This is a genomic window from Terrisphaera buseokensis, assembly GCF_047521145.2.
Classification (GTDB): Bacteria; Verrucomicrobiota; Verrucomicrobiia; order Opitutales; family Opitutaceae; genus ER46.
Genome location: NZ_CM134186.1, coordinates 724,796 through 745,000 on the forward strand (window position 1 = coordinate 724,796; position 20,205 = coordinate 745,000).

Annotated in this window: 11 protein-coding genes; 8 read left to right on the forward strand and 3 right to left on the reverse strand. The window is 64.2% G+C overall.

Translation table 11 applies throughout. The features are described from left to right. Positions 1-3: 3 nt before the first annotated feature. Together ACLJEU_RS02700 and ACLJEU_RS02705 are read left to right on the forward strand one after the other, a co-directional pair. Complete coding sequence (locus ACLJEU_RS02700; protein WP_414664469.1) at positions 4-1,272, forward strand: polysaccharide pyruvyl transferase family protein; 1,269 nt, start codon at positions 4-6, stop codon at positions 1,270-1,272. Positions 1,273-1,390: 118 nt separating this feature from the next. Then, positions 1,391-2,584 (forward strand): metallophosphoesterase family protein, encoded by a 1,194-nt coding sequence (locus ACLJEU_RS02705; protein WP_414664470.1) that lies wholly within the window; start codon positions 1,391-1,393, stop codon positions 2,582-2,584. Between the two features lie 134 nt (positions 2,585-2,718). Here ACLJEU_RS02705 and ACLJEU_RS02710 read toward each other — a convergent pair whose 3' ends face one another. Beyond that, positions 2,719-5,682, reverse strand: coding sequence for a TonB-dependent receptor (locus tag ACLJEU_RS02710; protein WP_414664471.1), 2,964 nt, complete (start codon positions 5,680-5,682; stop codon positions 2,719-2,721). Positions 5,683-5,986: 304 nt separating this feature from the next. Between ACLJEU_RS02710 and ACLJEU_RS02715 the strand changes: the two genes are divergently transcribed. Next, complete coding sequence (locus ACLJEU_RS02715; RefSeq protein ID WP_414664472.1) at positions 5,987-9,136, forward strand: TonB-dependent receptor; 3,150 nt, start codon at positions 5,987-5,989, stop codon at positions 9,134-9,136. A gap of 131 nt (positions 9,137-9,267) precedes the next feature. Here the strand turns inward: ACLJEU_RS02715 and ACLJEU_RS02720 are convergent, their stop codons facing one another. Continuing rightward, positions 9,268-9,627: a hypothetical protein gene (locus ACLJEU_RS02720; RefSeq protein WP_414664473.1), complete on the reverse strand. Its 360-nt coding sequence runs from the start codon at positions 9,625-9,627 to the stop codon at positions 9,268-9,270. Between the two features lie 545 nt (positions 9,628-10,172). Between ACLJEU_RS02720 and ACLJEU_RS02725 the strand changes: the two genes are divergently transcribed. The 5 genes from ACLJEU_RS02725 to ACLJEU_RS02745 all read left to right on the forward strand — a co-directional run bounded on the left by ACLJEU_RS02725 (position 10,173) and on the right by ACLJEU_RS02745 (position 18,081). After that, positions 10,173-11,321 carry a hypothetical protein gene (locus ACLJEU_RS02725; protein ID WP_457795334.1) on the forward strand — a complete coding sequence of 383 codons (1,149 nt, stop codon included), beginning with the start codon at positions 10,173-10,175 and terminating at the stop codon, positions 11,319-11,321. A gap of 192 nt (positions 11,322-11,513) precedes the next feature. After that, positions 11,514-12,908, forward strand: coding sequence for a DUF1593 domain-containing protein (locus tag ACLJEU_RS02730; RefSeq protein WP_414664521.1), 1,395 nt, complete (start codon positions 11,514-11,516; stop codon positions 12,906-12,908). 26 nt (positions 12,909-12,934) lie between these two features. Continuing rightward, positions 12,935-15,397 (forward strand): pectate lyase, encoded by a 2,463-nt coding sequence (gene pelA, locus ACLJEU_RS02735; protein ID WP_414664475.1) that lies wholly within the window; start codon positions 12,935-12,937, stop codon positions 15,395-15,397. Between the two features lie 592 nt (positions 15,398-15,989). Next, positions 15,990-17,048, forward strand: a complete 1,059-nt coding sequence (locus ACLJEU_RS02740; RefSeq protein WP_457795335.1) for a hydroxyacid dehydrogenase — start codon at positions 15,990-15,992, stop codon at positions 17,046-17,048. A gap of 10 nt (positions 17,049-17,058) precedes the next feature. Next, positions 17,059-18,081, forward strand: a complete 1,023-nt coding sequence (locus ACLJEU_RS02745; RefSeq protein WP_414664477.1) for an SDR family oxidoreductase — start codon at positions 17,059-17,061, stop codon at positions 18,079-18,081. Between the two features lie 218 nt (positions 18,082-18,299). On the opposite strand, the gene ACLJEU_RS02750 is transcribed toward ACLJEU_RS02745, so the two are convergent. Next, positions 18,300-19,247 (reverse strand): hypothetical protein, encoded by a 948-nt coding sequence (locus ACLJEU_RS02750; RefSeq protein WP_414664478.1) that lies wholly within the window; start codon positions 19,245-19,247, stop codon positions 18,300-18,302. Positions 19,248-20,205 lie beyond the last annotated feature (958 nt).

The following is a 20,205-nucleotide window of genomic DNA, read 5'->3' on the forward strand; positions in this document are numbered from 1 at the left end:
AATATGATCTCACGTCGCACGTTCCTCAAAGCCTCCGGTGTTGCGCTTGGCGCCAGCGCTCTGCCCGGTTTTTCGCAGCCCGCCCCCGCTCCGAAAACCGTGCTGCTGCAGAGTGCCTGGGCGACCAAGAACATTGGCGATATCGGCCACACGCCGGGGACGCTGCGCTTCCTGGTACAGTACCTGCCTGAAGCAAAGGTCATCCTGTGGGCCGCGAAGACCAATCCGGAGGTGGACGCGATGCTGACGCGGCGGTTTCCGCAGGTGGAAATCGTCAAGGGCTCGCTCGCCGAGAAGAACGGCGCCGTTCAGCGGGCGATCCAGCGCTCCGACTTTTTCCTCCGCGGCCCCGGCATGGGTCAAAGCACGGACTTCATGGTTTACTGCAACCAGCTCGGCAAACCCTGGGGTCTCCAGGGGCAGTCGTATTTTCCCGACATGGTGACGGGCAAAGGCGGAGCGGACCGCGTCGCACTGCTCAACCGCGCCGCCTTCATCTACTGCCGCGACTCCAAGACGCTTGCGCTGCTCCGCGGTGCGGGCGTGAAGCCACCCGTCCTCGAGTTCGCGCCCGACGGCTGCTTTGGGATCGATGTCCGCGACGAGGAAAAGGCGCTGCGCCGAATGAAGAAGCACGGCCTCGAAGCGAAGAAGTTCATTACGCTGCAGCTGCGCACGCACTCGCCCAGCAGCCCCGGGGTGGATGACTCGCGGCCGCAGAAGCTGAACCCTCTCAATCCGACGCCCGAGAACATCGCCGACGACACGCGGCGGGCGAAGGTCTACCAGGATCTCATCGCGCTGTGGGTGAAGGAAACCGGCTGGAAAGTGGTCATCGCGCCCGAAGTGGAGAAGGAGATGATCTATAACAAGAAGTTCGTCTACGACCCGCTGCCCGACGACCTGAAGAAACACGTGGTGAATTTCGACGAGTTTTGGAACGTGGACGAAGCCTGCTCCTTTTACGCCCGCGCCCACACGGTCATCTGCCACGAACCGCACACGCCGATCATGGCCCTCGCGATGGGCACGCCGATGATGCACACCTTTTCCGAGTTCCATTCGCCAAAATGCTGGATGTTTAAGGACATCGGCCTGGAGGAATGGGCGCCCGAATTCGACCGCACGTCGGCGCGGCAAATGTTCGATACCTTGATGGGCATTCACCGGAACTACCCCGCAGCTCAGGCCAAGGTCAAAAAAGCGATGGCGTACGTCGAGGACCGGGCCAAGTCCCAGATGAAGGTGTTGAAGGGCGTGATCGGAGCCTGAACCGACGAACCGGCTCGGCAACGCCCCCTGGCTCGCAGCGGGGCGAGGCCGTCCTGCCGACGGCGCTCTGGCGTTCCGCTTGGACTCCCGCGTTTTCCGGGCTAGGAGAACAAGGCACATGAAACGACGACACTTCCTCGGACACCTCGCCGCCGGCGGCGCAATCGGCGCCACGTTTGTTCCCACTGCTGCATTGGCCCAATCCCCCGGTGTCACGGGTCAGCTGATACGGACGCCCCTCGTGCTCATGGCACCGCGACCCGATGGCCTCGAGGCGGTGTGGGCGGTCAGCCGTCTCAGCCGGGGCCGCCTCGAGTGGCAGTCGGACGACGGTTTGAGCGGCGAGGCGGCCACCGATACCTTCGGTTTCGTGCCGCAGGGCCAGTCCATCCTGCGCGTCCGTCTCGCGGGATTGAAGCCGGGCCTGCGCTATCGCGTCCGGTCGGTGACGACGGCCGCCGACAACGGTGAAACGGAAACCAGTCCGTGGAAGTCATTCCGGACGTTGAATCCGAACGCCGCCGAGACGTCGTTCGTCGTGTGGAACGACACCCACGTCAACAATCCCACGATTCAACGGCTGCACGAGCGGACGCCAGCGGCCGATTTTCTCCTCTGGAACGGCGATACCTGCAACGATTGGAAGACGGAGGATCTGCTGGTGCCAACGCTGTTGCATCCGGGGCAGCGCGACATTTCCGAAGGACGTCCGCTCTTCGTCACGTGGGGCAACCACGACGTCCGCGGCAAGCATGCGTTCGAGATGCCCGGAATGGTGGCGACGCCGAGCGGCCGGCCGTTCTGGGCGTTTCGCTCGGGCCCGGTGGCGGTCATCTGCCTTCATACCGGCGAAGACAAACCGGACGCCCATCCCAGTTTCGGCGGCCGCGTGGCGTTCGATCGGCTGCGAAAGGAACAGGCGGTCTGGTTGGCGGAGACGATCCGGCGGCCGGAGCTGAGCGCTGCGCCCTATCGCGTGGTGTTCTGCCACATTCCGCTCCGCTGGGTGGACGAAAGTCCGCAGGACTACGGCGACGGTGGCTTCGATCGCCACAGCGGACGGAGCCGCGCGGCCTGGCATGACGCCCTGGTGGCGTGGAAGACGCAGGTGATCATCTCAGGACACACTCATCGCACGACGTGGTTGCCGCCCGCCGAGGGATTTCCGTATGGGCAACTCATCGGCGGCGGCCCCACGCCCCAGGCGGCGACGTGGATGCAGGCCAAGGCCGGCGCGGATCGCCTGCACATTGTCGTCCGCGATCTGGAAGGGGCGATCAAACACGACGTCAGCCTGCAACCGCTCGGATAAGGCCGAAGCCTGCCCGCTTGCATCGAATGCAGGCGAGGGAGAGCTGAACGGGGGCATCCCTTGCGGAATCGTTTCTCTCAGCTCCGACCGCTCGGCGGAATGGTTTCGGCACTGAATTCCAACTGTGCGGGAACTCAGAAGCGCGCCTGGAAGCCGGCGGAGATCGACCGCGGAAAGAGATTGGTCTGTGCCCAGCGGTCGTCGCGATACAGTCCGCTGTAGCGGCCGCGGTTTTCCTCGGTGAGATTGATCACGTCGAGGAACACGTTGAGCTGCCGCGTGAGCCTCACCCGCGCGAAGAAGTCGAACTGGCCGCGCCGGCCGATGAACTCCGAACTCGAGGGATCGCCCGCGTTCAGCGACGACAGATAGGTGTCGGAGAAATTCCACATCAACCGGACGTCCCAGCGGCCGTAGTTGTAGGTCACGCCGGCGTTGCCCGAGCGCGGACGCATGCCGGTGAGGTTGTTCTTGAACGGCAGGTTCGTCACGACGCCGTTGTAGTCGCCGGCGCTCGTGAGCACGGTCCAGTTCCCCATCACGCCGAAGCCGCGCAGCAGGCCCGGGAGAAAGCTGAGCTGCTGCGAGTAGTTGAACTCCATGCCCTCGACCGTGCCGTCGCCGGCGTTCACCCGGCTGTTGCCCTGCCAGCCGACGTAGTCGCTCAGGTCGAGGCCGAACTCATTGCCGGTGATCCGGAACGAGGTCGCCGTGACGTAATTCTTGATGTCCTTGCGGAAGGCGCCGACGGACACGACGCCCACGGGTTTGAAATAGTATTCAACGCTGACGTCGTAGTTGCTCGAGATCTGCGGTTTCAGCGAGGGATTGGAGAAGGTCACGTTCTGGCCGAGATCGTTGATCGAGAAACGGCCGACGAGGTCGGAGATGCGGGGGCGGCCGATCGTCGTCGAGTAGTTGGCGCGGACCGTGAGGTGCGGGATCGGCTCGTAGCGGAATTGCAGGTTCGGAAACCAGTCGACGTAGTCCGACTCAATCGTCTTGAACGTGCCGAAGCGCGCCTCCGGCGTCGTGGCGCGGGTGTTCTCGAAGCGGGACGTGATGGTGGCGAGCGTCTGTTCGAAGCGCAGTCCCGCGGTCATCTGGAGGTTCCTCAGCAGCTTCACCTCGCCCTGCACATAGCCGGCGGGGATCGTCTCGCGCGTTTCGTAGTCGTTCTGCAGCGAGTTGGTGACGGACGTATCCAGATTGGCATTCGTGAGCGGCAGGGCGGATGCATTGTAGGCAAACTGCACCGCCGGCCGGGCTGCGAGTCCGGACGGAAGGTAACTGAAGCCGATGTCCTTGAACACAGCCTTGGTGTTGATGATCGGTGTCGCGGGGTAGCGGCCGTCAATCCAGCCGTGCCGGAAGTTGAACTCCCGATACCGGCTGTAGTCACCGGCGCCGAGCGTGCCGGTGATGGAGTCGGCGTCGCGGTCGCGGTCCTGCTGGCGGACGCGGAACCCGGCCTTGAGTTTCACCGGGATGGGCCAGCGGGCGAAGTCGCGCGAGGCGTCGAGCTTGGCGCTGGCGATTTCGTCCGACGCGTTCTCATGCGTGCCGGTCACGGCGATCGAGAGCATGTTGGTGAAAGGGTCGTTGGGGGGCGCGAGCGGACCATTGAACGTGAGGGTCGGAAACTCCTTGCTGGTCCGCCGGTCGTAGGTGAACCCGTAGGTGTTGTTGCTGCGCGCTGTCGCCGACATGCGGTCGAGCGGGCGGAACGAATCGGAGTACGTGAGCGTCCACGCGAGCTTCACGGCTCCGATCGCGGTCTTGCCGCCGAGCAGGAAGTTCCAGGTGTCGCTCGGCGTGTCGCGAATATCGCGCTGTGAGCGGTAGCTCGAACGGGTGAAGACCCAGAAGTCCGAGTTTGAATTTGCCAGGTCGACCGTGAGGTTGTCGGTGTATTGCGGCCGGTTCTGATCCATGATGTTCACGAAGCGTGTCCAGCCCGCGGAAAACGTGAGCGAGGAGTCCGGGGAGAGCTTGTAGTCGAACTTCGCCTGGAAATGGACCCGCTTGTTCAGGTGGTATTCCTGGTCGGCATACAGCACCTGCCGCGGCGCGGTGGGCGCGGCGTAGTTCCAGTTGGCGGCAAAGGTCGTGCGGATCGTCTGCAGGCCGTCGCCGACTTCCTGATACCCTCCGGTGATCGAGACGCCGAGTTTGCGGCCGAAGAGGGTGAACACGTCGGAGTAGTCGAGGGAGTAGTTCGGGAAGAACTGCCGGCCGCTGCCGGACGGATCGAGGTGCTTGCCCATCGTTTCGTTGTAGGAGGTCGCGGCGTTGAGCACCAGGGTGCGGCTCGATCGGTCGAAGCCGCTGCGAGTGCGGAGATTCACCACGCCGCCCAGCGAGTCGGCGTCCATGTCGGCTGTCGGGGTCTTGATGACCTCGACGCTCTCGATCGCTCCGGCGGCCAGGCCGCTGACGAGCTGGGAGCGGGAGTCGGGATTGGCGCTCGCGGTGCGCGTGCCGTCCATCATGACGCTGGTAAACTCAGGCGACAAACCGCGCACCGAGATGGCGTCGACCGCCGAGCCGCCGTATTCGCCGACGACGCCGGGGAGGCGCTGGAGAAACGAACCCATGTCGCCCTTGGCGATGTTGCCGTAGGCATCGGTTGAAACCGTGTTGCCCACGGTGAGCGCGGTTTCCTGGCGGGCGATGGCGGCGGCGTTGCCCTCGCGCAACGCGGAAACGGATACGGCCTCGAGCACGTAGACGCCGGAGCTCAATTTGAAATCGCGGCTGGCGCTGCCACCGGCGGCGACGCCGACCGGGGCCGTGGCGTCATCAAGGCCCGGATACGTCACCCGCAGCGTCGCCGTCCCGGCCGGCACGCCGCTGAGCACAAACGTGCCGTCGCGTTCCGTCAGCGCCGAGAGGTCGGTGCCGGCGACGGTGACCATCGCGCTCTCGAGGTTGGCGTTGGTGCCGCCGTTGTAGACCCGGCCGCGAATTTCGCCGGTCGAAGCCGGCTGCGCGGAAAGCGGGGCGATCGCGACGGTCAGCGCGAGCAGGAGGAGGGCGGTCGATGCACAAGCGCGCGCAGCGTTGCGCGCGATCCGAACCAGGAGGTGGTGGGTCATGTTTGGGTGGGACGAGGCGGGCTTGATGCATAGACGAACCAGCGTGTTTCTTCCGTAACGCCTCCGCCGCGATTTCATCGGCTGCGGGGTAAATCGCGGACAGGCGTGCCGCCGGGAGTTTCAGCGCCGCCGGGACGCCGTGTGAACGCCGGCCCCGGCCTGTTCCGTGACGATCGCACTCCTGCTCCAGCAGGTCGTGTCGTGTGTAGTGATGTGCATAAATATTATACATTGCCTGCAGCGGGCAGGCCGGTTGAGTCCCGTCCAGCCCCACCTGTCCCTTCGTCGTCATCGAGGGTATTCTATGAACATCCCAGCCTGTCCGGCGGAGCTCGCTCCGCGCTTCTTTCGTCGCGTGCTCGGTGCACTGCTTTTTGTCGCCTGCGCCGCGTTCCTTTCCGGTCAGACCGGCACCACCGGTTCGGTTTCAGGCCGGGTGCAGAACGAAGCCACCGGCCAATACCTCAACAAGGTGCGCGTTTCCATCAAAGGGACCGAGCTCACGACGTTCACCGATGAGACGGGCACGTTTCGCATCGGTGGGGTGCCGACCGGCAGCGCCGTGATCGAGACGTTTTATTCCGGTCTTGATCCCCTGGCCGTCACGGTTCCCGTGACCGCCGGCGAGAACACCGCCCGCGATATCAATCTCACGAACAAGGCCGCCTATGGTGACAAGAGCGGCGGCACGATCCGGATGGATGCCTTCGTCCTTTCCTCGTCCAAGGTCACCGAGGGCGAATCGCTCGCGACAAACGAGCAGCGCTTCGCCGCCAACATCAAGAACGTCGTCGCCACGGACGCGTTTGGCGATGTGACCGAGGGCAACGTCGCCGAGTTCATGAAGTTTCTCCCGGGCGTCACGGTCGAATACTCCGACGCGTCGCCCAACGCGGTCGCGATCCGCGGCTTCGATCCGAACATGACCGCGGTCACGGTCGACGGCTCGCAGATGGCCAACGCCTCCGGCAGCGCCGCCAACCGCTCGTTCCTCTTCACCCAGGTCTCGATCAACAACACCTCGCGCATCGAGGTGACGAAGGTCCCGACGCCCTCGAGCCCGGCCGACGGCATTTCCGGCACGGTGAACATGATCAGCAAGAGCGCGTTCGAGCGCAGCAAGGCGCAGTTCAACTACCGCGTGTTCCTCTCCGCGAGCAGCGACGGCATGCAGCTCGAGAAGCAGCCGTATCCGACCGACCAATATATCAGCCGGATTAAGCCCGGCTTCGATTTCGACTACACGCTGCCGATCACGAAGAACTTCGGCATCGTCTTCACCGGCCTGTCGTCGAAGCAGTGGAACGAGCAGAATATCTCCACCATGACGTGGAACACCAGCGCGGCCGGCACTGGCGCGACGCCGTCGCGGCCGTATCTGCAATCGCACCAGATCATCGACGCGCCGAAGTGGTACGAGCGGCACTCGACGAGCCTGAAGGCTGACTGGCGCGTGACGCCGAACTCGGTCCTCTCCATCGGCGGCCAGGCGACCTATTACATCGACAAGAATGGCAACGTGAACCGCACCGCGACCGCCGGCACGAATGCGACTCCCAGTGTGGCGGGCGGCACCGCGTTGAGCTACGACGGGAACGGCACCGTGGGCGCGACCGGCCGCGGCGGCGTGTCGTTTGCCGGCAACTATCTGCACATCGACGCCCGCACGCTGGGTGCGAACACGCGCTATCGGTTCGATAACGGCGATTGGAAGATCGACACGGGCATGCATGTGTCGACGTCCAAGACGTGGCGGCGGTATGAGCAGAAGGGACAGTTTCAGTCCCTGAATCTCTCGATGTTGAATCCGGTGCGCGTGACGTTCGAAGGCATCACGCCCGAGCGGCCGACGAAGATTCGGGTGTTCGACAACAACAACCGCGAACTCGATATCAACGACATCAACAATTACCGGATGAACGCGACGAACGCCGTCACTTCGACGGACTATCGCGATCACAAGGAGAACGTCCGTGGCGGCGATGTGAACCTCAAGCGGCGCCTGAGCGTGTTCGACATTCCGGGCAATCTGCAGATCGGCGGCCTCTATCGGGCCCAGGACCGCGATCGTCGGTCGACGACGAACCAGTGGAATTACAACCCGCCGGACGGCAACCCGTCGCCGGCGCCGTTCCTCTCGCAGGTCTACAAGAACCGCCCGAACTATTTCGGCTTCGACAACATTCCGTGGACGTCGAGCACCCAGGCCGTCGAGGCGTGGAAGAAGAACCCGAGTCTTTTCATCCAGTCGCCTGCGCAACTGGTCGCGGCCGCCCAGGCCCAGATCGTCGGTTCCGAATGGCTGCGGGAAAGCGTGACGGCGTTTTACGCTCAGGCGGAAGGCCGGTTTTTCAAGAACCGGCTGACCGTGCTCACCGGTGTGCGCTATGAAAAGACACACGACAAGGGTGCGGGTCCGGTGAACGAACCGTCGGCGGTGTGGTTGCGCGATCCGGACGGCACCTTCGCGCGCAATGCCCTGAACCAGCGCATCCGCAAGCCCGAGGCGGGCCTCGTCGGTTCGATGGAGGAGCTGCGTTTGATCCGCAAGGAGCGGGCGAACTTCGGCAACCGCTCCTATGACGGCTATTATCCGAGCCTGCATCTCACGTACAACGCGACGCAGAATTTCCTCCTCCGCGCCGCGTATGCCAAGACGTACGGCCGCCCTGATTTCACCAACATCGTGCCCAACGCGACGATCTCGGAGAACGACATCGAGTTCTCGACCGATCCCAACGCGATTCCCGGCGACATCACGGTGCGCAACACCGGCCTCAAGCCCTGGACGGCGGACAACTACGATCTCTCCGCCGAGTACTACACGGACAACGGCGGACTCTTCACCGCGGGTGTTTTCCGCAAGGACATCACCGATTTCTTCGGCACGCTGCAGACGCGGGCCACGGAGGAGCTGCTGGATGAGTTGGGACTTGATCCGCGTTACGCGGGCTGGCGGCTCAACACGACGATCAACTCCGGCGACGCCCGCGTTTCCGGCGTGGAGCTGAACGTTCGCCAGTCGCTCGCGCCGCTCGGCCGGTTTGGTCGTTACTTCAGCGTCTTTGCCAATGCGACGAAACTGAAGCTGCAGGGCAGCCGCACGGCAGATTTCAACCGCTTCCTCCCGAAAAGCGCGAACTGGGGTTTCACGTTCACGAAAAATCCGATCACGTTCATGGCGAAGTGGCATCATCGCGGCGAACAGAACCGCGGTCCTTCCACCGGGCTGGGGCCGAACGCGATCCTGTATCAGGACGCCCGTACCACGCTGGACGTCAATCTGTCGTACCAGGCCTTCAAGCGGCTCTCGGTCTTCGTCAACTCGCGCAACGTCGAAAACGTGCACTTCAATGCGTCGCGCTACCAGTCCGACACGCCCGAGTACGCGCGCCGCAGCTCGAGCAACTCGTACGGGGCGCAATGGGCCTTCGGCGTGAAGGGAACGTTCTGAGGCCGGCAACCGGCTGACCGCGGGGAGTCCCGACCACACTGAAACGATGATCGAGTCACGGAGCCGCTCGCGCACGGCGGCTCCGTGATCGAATCGCGGCGGGTTGGGCGGAGGCCCGCTCCGGCGACGGACTACGAGACGGGATAGCCCAGCTGCTCGAGTTGGCGTAGGATTGCCTTGGGCGCGATAGCGAGCGGCTTGAACTGCAGTTCGGACGGATAGCCCGGCATCGTGTGTTGGATGCCGACCGATCGAAACAGCCAGGGATACAAGCTGCCACGGCCCAGTTTGCGAATGGACGCGCGCGGGAATCGATAATTACCGCGATTACCGCACAACCAGAGCTCGTCCCGCGTCGCGCTCAGAAAGGCGAGAGGGACATGACCGTAGGTCGCGCCGACGTCATCGCACATGTGCCCATCCCAGCGCAATGTGGGAGCGGTTTCGAGGGGTGAACCCAGTTCGACGGTTGAGGCTTGGCCAGTTTCCATGGGGAGCATCCTGTTGTGCCGGCATACTCCCTGGCGGACGATTCGATCGACGGACACCGTCGATTCCATGTTCGGACAGGAAGCAGGCAGGCGAAGTTTTCGAAACAGCGGCCCGACTGTTTCAAATGCCTTCGGAAACTGCCTTTCCGAACCCGAGCAAGGGTGGCACGAGTTGGAGAGCGGGGCAAACCGCCAGGATTCATTTTCTGTAATCAGGCCTGAATGGGTCAGGCTGTTGCACGTTGCAAATGTGCCGGTTTCGAGGTCGTTGCGTTCTGCCCGCGACGTCGCGCCGGCGTCGGTGGGCCGCAAAAAACACGCGGTAGTCCGCAACGGGTGCGCACCAATCGGTTTCGCCCGATTGTCCCGGGAGGGTTTAGCCTTGGTGCGACTCCATCGTGCGCTGCGTCGCCGGACAACGGCTCCACGGCACACGGAGGAGTCGTTCAATGCGTCTCTTCCCTTGGACAGGTTTCCGCGTTCCACTCAGGCCGGCTCTCGCCGCCGCCGCTCTGACGGTCGCTGCGTCTGCCGGAGCTGCCGACGTGCAGACTCCGGGCGCAGGACCGGGTGCCGTCTCGCTGGGCGTCGAAGTCGGCTATGATGACAACGTGTTTCGCATGGACCACGGTCCGCTGCGCCGTCAGGGCTCGCCCGTCAGCAGTGCGGCGTTTCGCTGGGACCGAATCGTGGGTGCAGGCATGACGCTGCGCTATGGCTTCGAAGCGGTGCGGTTTTCCGCGGACGCTGCGACGGAAAACCATGTGCGCCACACGAGTGCGCTCAGCGGCAGCGGAAGACGCGGCGGGCTCGCGTGGGAGTTCAGCTCCCAGACGATCGCTGTAAATGGTGATGATCGGTCGCCGGTCTTCGGCCTCAGCCGGAGTTGTTTCGCCATTTCGCCGCCGCGTGAACGGCGTGACCAGTGGCAGAATCGGAGCGCCGCGCGGTGCCGTCAGAACCTGGGTGCGGCGTTTGTCCAGGGAGTTGCCACGTTTGCGGGCTACGATTTGCGCACGAGCCCGCAGGTGGTCGCGGGCGTCGACAACTACGTCGATCGCGCCGATACAGCGGGCGGAATCGAAGTCGGCCGCGTGCTGTCCAACGGACTCTCGGTCGCGGCAGGGATTCGCGCCGGTCAGCAATTCCAGGATCGGGATGGCGGTCGAAAGTCCGACCGGTCGAACCACTATCGCCGGCTGCTCCTCTCGTTCGACGGACCGTTGGCGGGTCGGTTCAGGATCGTCGGAGCGGTCGGGCCGGCGCGGCACACGTATGCGATCAATTCGACCGGGCCGGCGCGCATTGATCGGTGGTATGCGGATCTGGGCCTGAACGTTTCTCTGACCGCTCGTGACACGCTCCACGTGAGCACGAAGCGGGCGCAGGGCGTGGCGAGCACCGGCAACGTCAGCAGTCAGGACCTGGCGTCGACGGTGCAATGGCGCCATCGGTTTTCCGCGGTGTGGGCGGCGAGCGTCGCGGCGAAAGTCGCCGGCGGGATCTACGACGGCGCGATGCGTGACGACGAACAAACGGTCGGCGCCGGAACCGTCACGTGGCGGACGAAGCACGGGCCCGAAGTGAACCTCACCTGCGGAGGGGAAGTGTCGCGCGATTGTTCCTTGCGGCCCGATCCCGCCCGCGACTATCAGCGGCGGCATGCCAGTCTTGCGACGAACTGGACGTTTTGAGCGGGAGAAATCCTGCTGCCGCGGTGGCGGATTCGGGCGGGACCGTGGATGCCGCTGGATCGCGTGTGCCTTACTATCACGTAGAAAATAGCCGGAAACGCGGGAGACTGCGGGGAAACGAATCTGTTAGCTTCGGTGGCTTCAAAGCCCTGGCGAGGCCACACCCCGCGACGACCCATGCCTTCACGTCTGATGACACTCCTGCTGACGGCTGCCGTGCCGTTTACGTGCGGCGGCGTGGTCGCGTCGGAGCGGCCGCGCGTGATCGTCACGAGCGACGGCGAGATCGATGACGAGTGTTCGCTGGTCCGATTTCTCCTTTATGCCAACGAATGGGACATCGAGGGCCTCATCACCTCGAGTTCCCAGTATCATTGGCGAGGCCACAAGTGGGCGGGCGACGATTGGGCGCAGCCTTATCTGCAGGCGTACGCGCAGGTTTATCCCCACCTCGTGCAACACGACCCTGGCTATCCGACCCCGGAATTGCTGCAGGCGCGCACGCTGATCGGCAACGTCAGGGCCGAGGGCGAGATGGACGAAGTCACACCCGGTTCACAACGAATCGTGCAGGTGCTGCTCGACGAGTCCGATCCGCGTCCGGTTTGGATTCAGGCGTGGGGCGGCACGAACACGATCGCGCGTGCGCTGAAAACGATCGAACAGAACCAGCCGGGAAAAATGGCCTACGTGGCCAGCAAAGTGCGCCTCTATCTGATCTGGGAGCAGGATGCCACCTACCAGGATTACATCCGGCCTCATTGGGGGAAATACGGTCTGCTGACGATCATCTCCGACCAGTTCATCGCACTCTTCTATCACTGGAAAAAATATCTGCCGGCGGAGCAGCAGGCCTACCTCGTCGGATCCTGGATGAAGTCGCACATCCTCGAGCAGCACGGCCCGTTGTGTGCGTTGTACAAGAGCCACGAGAATGGCGATTTCAGATCCGAGGGTGACTCGCCGGCCTTTCTGCACGCGGTCGACACCGGCTTGCGCAGCCTGGAGTCGCCCGGCTGGGGTGGTTGGGGCGGCCGCTTTGTTCGGGTCCGGGAAAACACCTGGCTCGATCCCGTGGCGGAGCCGGGCTACCGGTACCCCGAAGGCCGCTGGTACACCAATTCAGCGTGGGGCCGTACCCGCCTGAAAAAGGAGATTCCGCACGACGCGGAACTGATCGCGTATCTGAAGCCGTCCTGGCGCTGGATTACCGCCCAGCAGAACGATTTTGCCGCGCGCGCCGACTGGTGCGTCAAGCCCTATGCTGAAGCCAATCACGCTCCGGTCGTCGCACTCGCCCATCCCGAGGACCTGCAGGCGCGGCCCGGCGCAAGCGTGGCGTTGAGCGCGCAGGGCACGCGGGATCCGGATGGCCACGAATTGTCGTATCGGTGGTGGCACTACCGCGAGGCCGGCACGCATGCGGGGGGCGTGGAAATCCAACGCGCCGGCGAGGTGTCGGCGTCGTTCACGATGCCCGCTGCGGCCGCTCCTGGTGAGACGATTCACGTGATTTGCGAGGTGACCGACCATGGTGCCCCGCGCCTGACGCGCTACCGACGGGTGATTGTCACGGTCGTCCCCTAGCACGCGACAAACTCACTTTTCCCACCATGACCCCATCCCGTTTGCTTCTGTTGGTCGCTGTTTTCGCTGCCCTTTTGACTGGATTCGCGCGCGCGCAGTCGCCGTGGAGCCATGGACCGATCCGGGCCACCGCCGACGGACGCCAGCTGCAGCATGCCGACGGCACGCCGTTCTTCTGGCTGGCCGACACCGCCTGGCTCATCACGCAGAAACTCAATCGCGAGGAGGTGAGGATCTATTTCGAAAACCGCCGCGCCAAGGGCTTCAACGTCGTCCAGTGCTGCGTGGTCCAGTTTCTCAACGACAAGAGCTTCAACGGCAGTCTGGCGGTGCTCGACAACGACATCGCGCGGCTGCGGGTCACGCCTGGCAGCAACCCGGCGGATGCCCTGCAGTACGACTACTGGGATCACGTCGACTACGTCATCGAGACTGCAGCGGCCAACGGCATCTACCTCGCCATGGCGCCCGTGTGGAGCCACATGGTCCGCCGCACGCCGCTGACTGCCGCGGGCGTCGGTCCCTACATCGAGCAACTCGCCGGCCGTTACAAGGACCGGCCCAACGTCATCTGGCTCAACGGTGGCTCCGCCCGGGGCAGCGAGAATGCCGATGTCTGGCAGACGATCGGCGGAACGCTGAAACGCATCGCGCCCGCCCAGCCGGTGACGTTTCACGTTTTCGGCCGCACGCAGTCCTCCACGTGGTTTCAGGACGCGCCGTGGCTCGACTTCAACCTCTTCACGTCCGGTCACCGTCGTTACGATCAGGATACGGAAGGCCGGCGTTACGGTGAGGACAACTGGCGTTACGTGCTCGACGATCTCGCCAAGTCGCCGCGCAAGCCGACGCTCGATTGCGAGCCTGCCTACGAAAACACGCCGCAGGGGCTGCATGACCACGGCCAGCCGTATTGGGGCGCGGGGGACGCCCGACGCTACGCGTACTGGTCGGTGTTTGCCGGCGCCGCCGGCCACACCTACGGGGAGAATTCCGTGCGTCAGATCTACCTGCCATCGGAGACCAAGCCGGCCAGCGGCGCGCGCGGATTTATCATGGAGCGTCTCGACACGGAGGGTGCGGGTCAGATGCGGCACCTCAGGAATCTTGTTCTTTCGCGCCCGTTTTTCGGCCGCAGGAACGATCAGTCACTGGTCGCCGGCGACGAGGGGGAGAAGTACGATCGCGTGCTCGTGACGCGCGGTGACGGCTACGTCATGGCGTATGCGTATACCGGCCGGAATTTCACGCTGCAGCTCGGAGCCCTCGGTGGGGCGAAGTTCAAGGCCTCCTGGTTCAACCCGCGCACGGGCGAAGTCACCGTGGCCGGTGTCCCTTCGGGCTCGGGCGCCGCGACCTTCAATCCGCCTGGCGATCCTTCGGCCGGCAATGACTGGGTGCTCGTGCTTGACGATGACAGCCGTTCATTCGAAGCGCCGGGCACGTTGAGCGCGCGCGCCTCGGCGGGAGTGGCGGGGACGGTGGCGCTGAGGTGGAGCGCCGACCTTCTCCGCCGAAAGCCCGCGTGGTATGCATCCGCCGAGGCCCGCGCGGCGGCCGACAATGTCCTCCGTTATCAGTCGCCTGAAGGCGCATGGCCGAAAAACACCGACCTGCTGGCGCCGGCAACCGCGGTGGCGATCGCCGAGGTGAACCGCGCCGGGAAGGGGAACACGATCGACAACGGCGCCACCACGGTGCCGATGCAGTTTCTCGCGCTCGTCGCGAGCGCGACGGGGGCGGACGATTGCCGCCAGGCGGTCGTTCGCGGCTTGGATTACCTGCTCTCGAGCCAGTTTCGCAACGGCGGCTTCCCCCAGTTCTTCCCGCTGCGCAAGGGTTACTACTCGCACATCACGTACAACGACGGTGCGATGATCAACGCGATCTCCCTCCTGCGCGAGGTGGCGGAGGGCCGTCCGCCGTTTGCCTGGGTGACGCCCGATCGGCGCGCCGTCGCCGCCGCGGCTGTCGCGCGCGGCATCGATTGCATCATAAAAACCCAGATCAAGCAGGAGGGGCGCCTCACGGTGTGGTGCGCGCAGCACGATGAAGTGACGCTCGCTCCGACGTGGGCTCGGGCCTACGAGCCGCCGTCCCTTTCCGGCGGAGAGAGCGTCGGGATCGTTCGCTTCCTGATGTCGATTGAGCAGCCATCGGCCGAGGTCGTCAGCGCCATCGAGGGCGCAGTGGCCTGGTTTCGCAAAGTGGCCATGACTGGACAGCGTCTCGATCGCGTACCGCGCAGCGACGGACGTACCGAGCATGTGCTCGTAGCCGATCCCGCTGCTCCGCTGCTCTGGGCCCGCTTCTACGAGCTGGGCTCCGACCGGCCGCTCTACATGGACCGCAATTCGAAGCCCGTTTACGACTTCACCCAGATCGATTACGAGCGTCGCATTGGCTACAACTACCACGGAACCTGGCCCGCCGGCCTGCTCGAGCGCGACTATCCCGCGTGGCGCGCCAAACGGGTGAAGTCGTCCTGAGCCCCGTCCCGACCCGATGCCGATGAAGCGACTTTTCGGGTGCGTTCCCTGCCTGCGTTGTCCGCGCCGCTCTTCGCCGCTATTCGCCGCTCGTGCGGCCGCTCCGGGTGCCGTTCTGGGCTGGTTCCGGTGTGCTGGCGCAGGCGCTTTGGAAAATGCGTGCAACGTGCTCGTCGGAGCAACTGGGCCGCGCGCGTAGATCGCCGAACCGAGGAATCGACTGATCCCACGGCGATGCGTTGTCCTGTGAGTCGTGTTGCGAACGCGAGGCCGGCATGTTTCCCGCGTCCAGTTTTGACCGGGCCAAGGCGTCGTTCACGGTCCCGGCGGGTCGCATGTTCGTACCCGGCCTCGGCGACAGGCACATTATTCTGGCTGTGACGGATCATGGCACCCCGCGTCTCACGCGTCATTGTCACGGTGGTTGCCTGGTGGCAGCTGGCGAAAGTGGATTCTTCCGCGACGGTTGGGTCGGGGAGGGTAAAGATCGCCGCCGACCAAGCGCGCTTTCTTGTAGCCAAACGGTGCTGGTTTCGGGGATACACGACTGCGCCCGCCGTTCGCATGTTGCGGTGGCGGGCGTCCTGCGCCGATGTCATCCATGCCTGCCAACGAGGGCGTCATACTTCTCGATCCCCATCCCCGTCGGATCGATCGCATTTTTGACGAGCCAACGAAGCGTCGGCTTGAACGGCTCGGTCGAGTGCTGTGGCACGATGGCTCGCTAGCGTCCGCCGAGCACATCGACCGGCATCTTCCGCAGGCGATTGCGTTGATCGGCCAATCTCCGCTGGACAAGGCGCGGCTCGATCGCGCTCCGCACCTGCGGGCAGTGTTCAACGTGGAAAGCAATTTTCTGCCGAACCTCGACTATGCCGAGTGTCACCGGCGGGGTATTCCGGTCCTTTCGACGGCTCCCGTCTACGCGCGGCCGGTGGCCGAAATGGTGCTGGGGATGGCGATCTCGCTCGCCCGCCGCATGCATGAGGCTGACGCCGCGCTGCGCGCTGGCCGGGAATTCAAGGGCGACAATCACGACTCGTTTCTGCTCTCGGGAAAACCGCTCGCGCTGATCGGCTTTGGCAATCTCGGCCGGGCGTTGTTGCCGCTGCTGCGCCCGTTTTCGCGTGAGATTCTGGTGCACGATCCTTGGGTTCATCCCTCGGTATTGCGTGAGATGGATGTAATCCCGGCTTCACTCGACGGGTGCTTCACTCGGGCGCGCGTCGTCTTTCTCCTCGCCGCCAACACCAGCGAGAACACCGGCCAGATCGGTCGGCGGCAGTTCGAAAGCATGCGTCAGGGCAGCGTGGTCGTCCTTGCGAGTCGCGCCGCCCTCGTGAATTTTCCGGAGTTGCTCGCCGTGGCGGCCAGCGGCCACATCCGCGCCGGAATCGATGTCTGGCCGGAGGAGCCGATCCCTAAGGACGAGCCCGGCCGCGCGACGCCGAATACGTTGCTTCAGGCCCACCGCGCGGGGAGCGTGCCGGAAATTCAGCCGCTCATCGGGCAGCTGGTGGTCGACGATTTGGAAAACATCCTCGCTGGCCTGCCTCCACAGCGTTGTCAGCGGGCCGTGCTTGAGACCGTGACCAAGCTGCGAAGCATTCCCGTCGGTGCCTGGTCGCTTAGCGACACGCGCCGGCCCTGACTTTTCGACCATGAAAATTCTCTTCATCGGTGGCTCAGGTGTGATTAGCCGGGCCGCCACGCAGCAGACGATTGCCGCCGGCCATGAGCTATGGCTGTTGAATCGCGGCAAACGGCGTCCGATCGACGGCGCACGTTCGCTCGTCGCGGACCTCGCCGACCTCGAGGCAGTGAAGGCGGCGTTGCGCGGACATACCTGGGATGTGGTGGTGCAATGGATCGCGTTTGCGCCGGCCGATATTCGGCGGGACCTCGAGCTCTTTCGCGACACGGCTCGGCAGTATGTTTTCATCTCCTCGGCGAGCGTGTACCAGAAGCCGCTGGCGCATTACCTGATCACTGAATCAACGCCGCGCGCCAATCCGTACTGGGAATATTCGCGGCTGAAGATCGCCTGTGAGCAGGAGCTCGAGGCGGCGCACCAGGCCACGGGTTTCCCCTGCGTGATCGTGCGACCCTCGCTCACGTATGGCGACGACCAGGTGCCACTGGTTCTCAACGCGTGGGGACAGAGTTGGACGGCGATCGATCGCATGCGCCGTGGCGCGCCTGTGATTATCCCCGGCGACGGCACGTCGCTGTGGACGATCACGCACAACACGGATTTCGCGCAGGGGTTGATTGGCCTTTTCGGCAATCCCACGACGTACGGTCACTCGTTTCATATCACGTCCGACGAAGTGCTGACGTGGAATCAGATCTTTTTCCAGGCCGCTGGGGCGGCAGGCGTGAGCGCGCCTAACCTGGTGCACATTCCGTCCGACTTCATCATCGCGTGTGTGCCGTCGGTCGAAGGGACGTTGCTCGGCGACAAGGCGGTGTCGGCGGTGTTCGACACGACGAAGATCAAACGTTTCGTGCCGGGCTTTGCGGCGAGAACTCCTTTTGCCGTCGGAATCCGGCGTACGATTGCATGGTTCGATGCTGATCCGGCGCGAAAGCAGACCGACGATGCCACGAATCAGCGCTGGGACAAACTCGCTGACGTCTACCTGTCGGCGCTCATGCAGGCGAAATCGCGGTTCGCCGGGTGAGTCAGGGACGAGGGGAGGGGCAGTTGAAGACGGGGAAGAGAAATAGTCGCGGAGCCGGCTGGGGTTCGGAATCGACGCGCCGGCGGGGTCGAGTTTGGATCGAGCGTGAGGCCGCCCGCGAGATGGCTCAGGTCGAGCAGCGTGACGGTGTTATTGAACGACGCGCGTACGATCAGGTCGTTGGTCATCTGCGCCGGCGCATCTGCGCGGCAAACCTGCTAACCCCTGTCGCGCCCGACTACTGATGGCGCTCGGCGAAGGCGCGGCCGGCGGAGAACGAACCAGCGATGAATAAACGCCTCCGGGCGGGAAAGCGATTCGACGGATACGAGCGGTGGCGCTAACGAGGGGACGTCGGCTGGGGCACACGGCGCTTCAACGGTCGCTTGCTTTTCGTCTCGTCGCTCGTTCTGCCCCTCGGTGCGGTCCGCTGCTTGAGATTCGATGGCATCCACGACGGCCAAAGGCTCGGTCGGCGCTGCGATCGTCGTGGGGACACTTGTCGCCGCTTGGTTCGGCCGCGAGCGACGGCGCGGAAACTCTCCGACGAGAAACCGGGCGCGGGCCTCGATTGCGGCGGGATCCTCCTGCCGATCCGGGCCGTCATAGATGAGTCGTGCGGCATTCTGGATCGCAAGGCACTGCCGGTACAACCGGTTTGCCGACGCCAGTCGTTCCGCGGTCAGCCGGAGCTTGCCATCGGCGGTGGACTCGCGCGTGTGGTCGACGTCGGCGAGGGTGGCGATGGACGCCCTGAGTTGCGCGGTGGTCGCCCGGCTCCAGCCGAACTCGCCCATCACTACGGCATGGCGCTCACATGCGGCGAGAATGGCTTTCGCCCGTTCAAGACGATTCGCGATCGCACGCGAACCGCGCGCGCCCACCTGAAACTCCCCGCGCAGCAGCGTGGATTCGCCGGCGAACGCCAGGGCTGCGGCGCGTCGTGCCACGTGGCAAAGGTGTACGACGTCTGCTTTGGCCACGGATTTCTCCTGCGTTAGCGAGCCAAGCGTCCCGTTGGCTCCCGACTGAAGGCTTGCCAAGCGGATGACGCCGGCGATGCCTGATTCAAATTCCGCAACAAAGTGCGGAGACAAACGATTCGCCACCGGAACTCCGATGGATTTCTCCTGCAGCGCGCTTAACAGGCGCTGTGCGTCGCACACCAAGGTGGCGGTCGAGGTGCGAAAGCCCCTCGGTACTGATCTCACTGACATGACTTATCTCTGCTTTCCAAGAATCCCTCACGGGAATTGACGCGGTCTCCGGCAGGACGGTGAGCCGGACCAATTGCTTTAGCCTGTAACAACCCACCAGCACCCTTTGGGCGCCGCACTCATTTCGAGTGCAGTTCTTCTGGTGGGAAATTGCGTCGAGGGCAATCGCAAAGCCACTCGGGCGCGGCGGTGCCTGGACGCAGGCATGTGACCATCGAACGAATCGCAAACGAGCACCGCATCGTGGCGCTGATCATCCGCGCCGGCGGGGAGATGTGCGGCGCCACGGGAGTGACGGACGGCCGGGCGTCCATGACACTCCACCCAGTGCCCGTGAAGTCCGGCCCGGAGGCGGTGACAGGCGACGCGCGGACGAAGTGAGACGACCCACGAGAGGTTCCAAGCGGTACCGCTGCGCCGACTAGGTGCGCAATGCTTGTGACGTCCGGCCGCAGTGCCGTGAAGTACGGCGCGGCGCGCGTGACCGTCCGCTGAAGTACGATGCGCGCGGGCACTCCGGTTGCGCTCGTCGGCGCAAGCATGCAGCCCATTGAATCTTCCGGATCGAAAAGAGGCGCTGGCCTGTCCCCCCAGTGTTCAAATACCGACAGGGAAAGGACTGGTCCGCGGGCTCCATCCGCAGCGATGTCCCGCACCGTTTGGCCACGGGCTATCCCTGCCGGTACACGGTAAGAGGAGTTACGACCCGTAGTGTTGTCCCTTGAGTGCCGGAACAACCCGCCAGCTGTTGGCCGGGACGGCCGGACCCATGTGAGAGGTAAACACCTGAATCGGGTTGGCCCCGCCTTGTGGACGCCGTGGAAGCGGGATGATACGGCGGAGCGGGGGGGGGCGAGAAATCTGACGACGGAGTCCGCAGGACTTCGAGTCATGGCAGGATGAACCG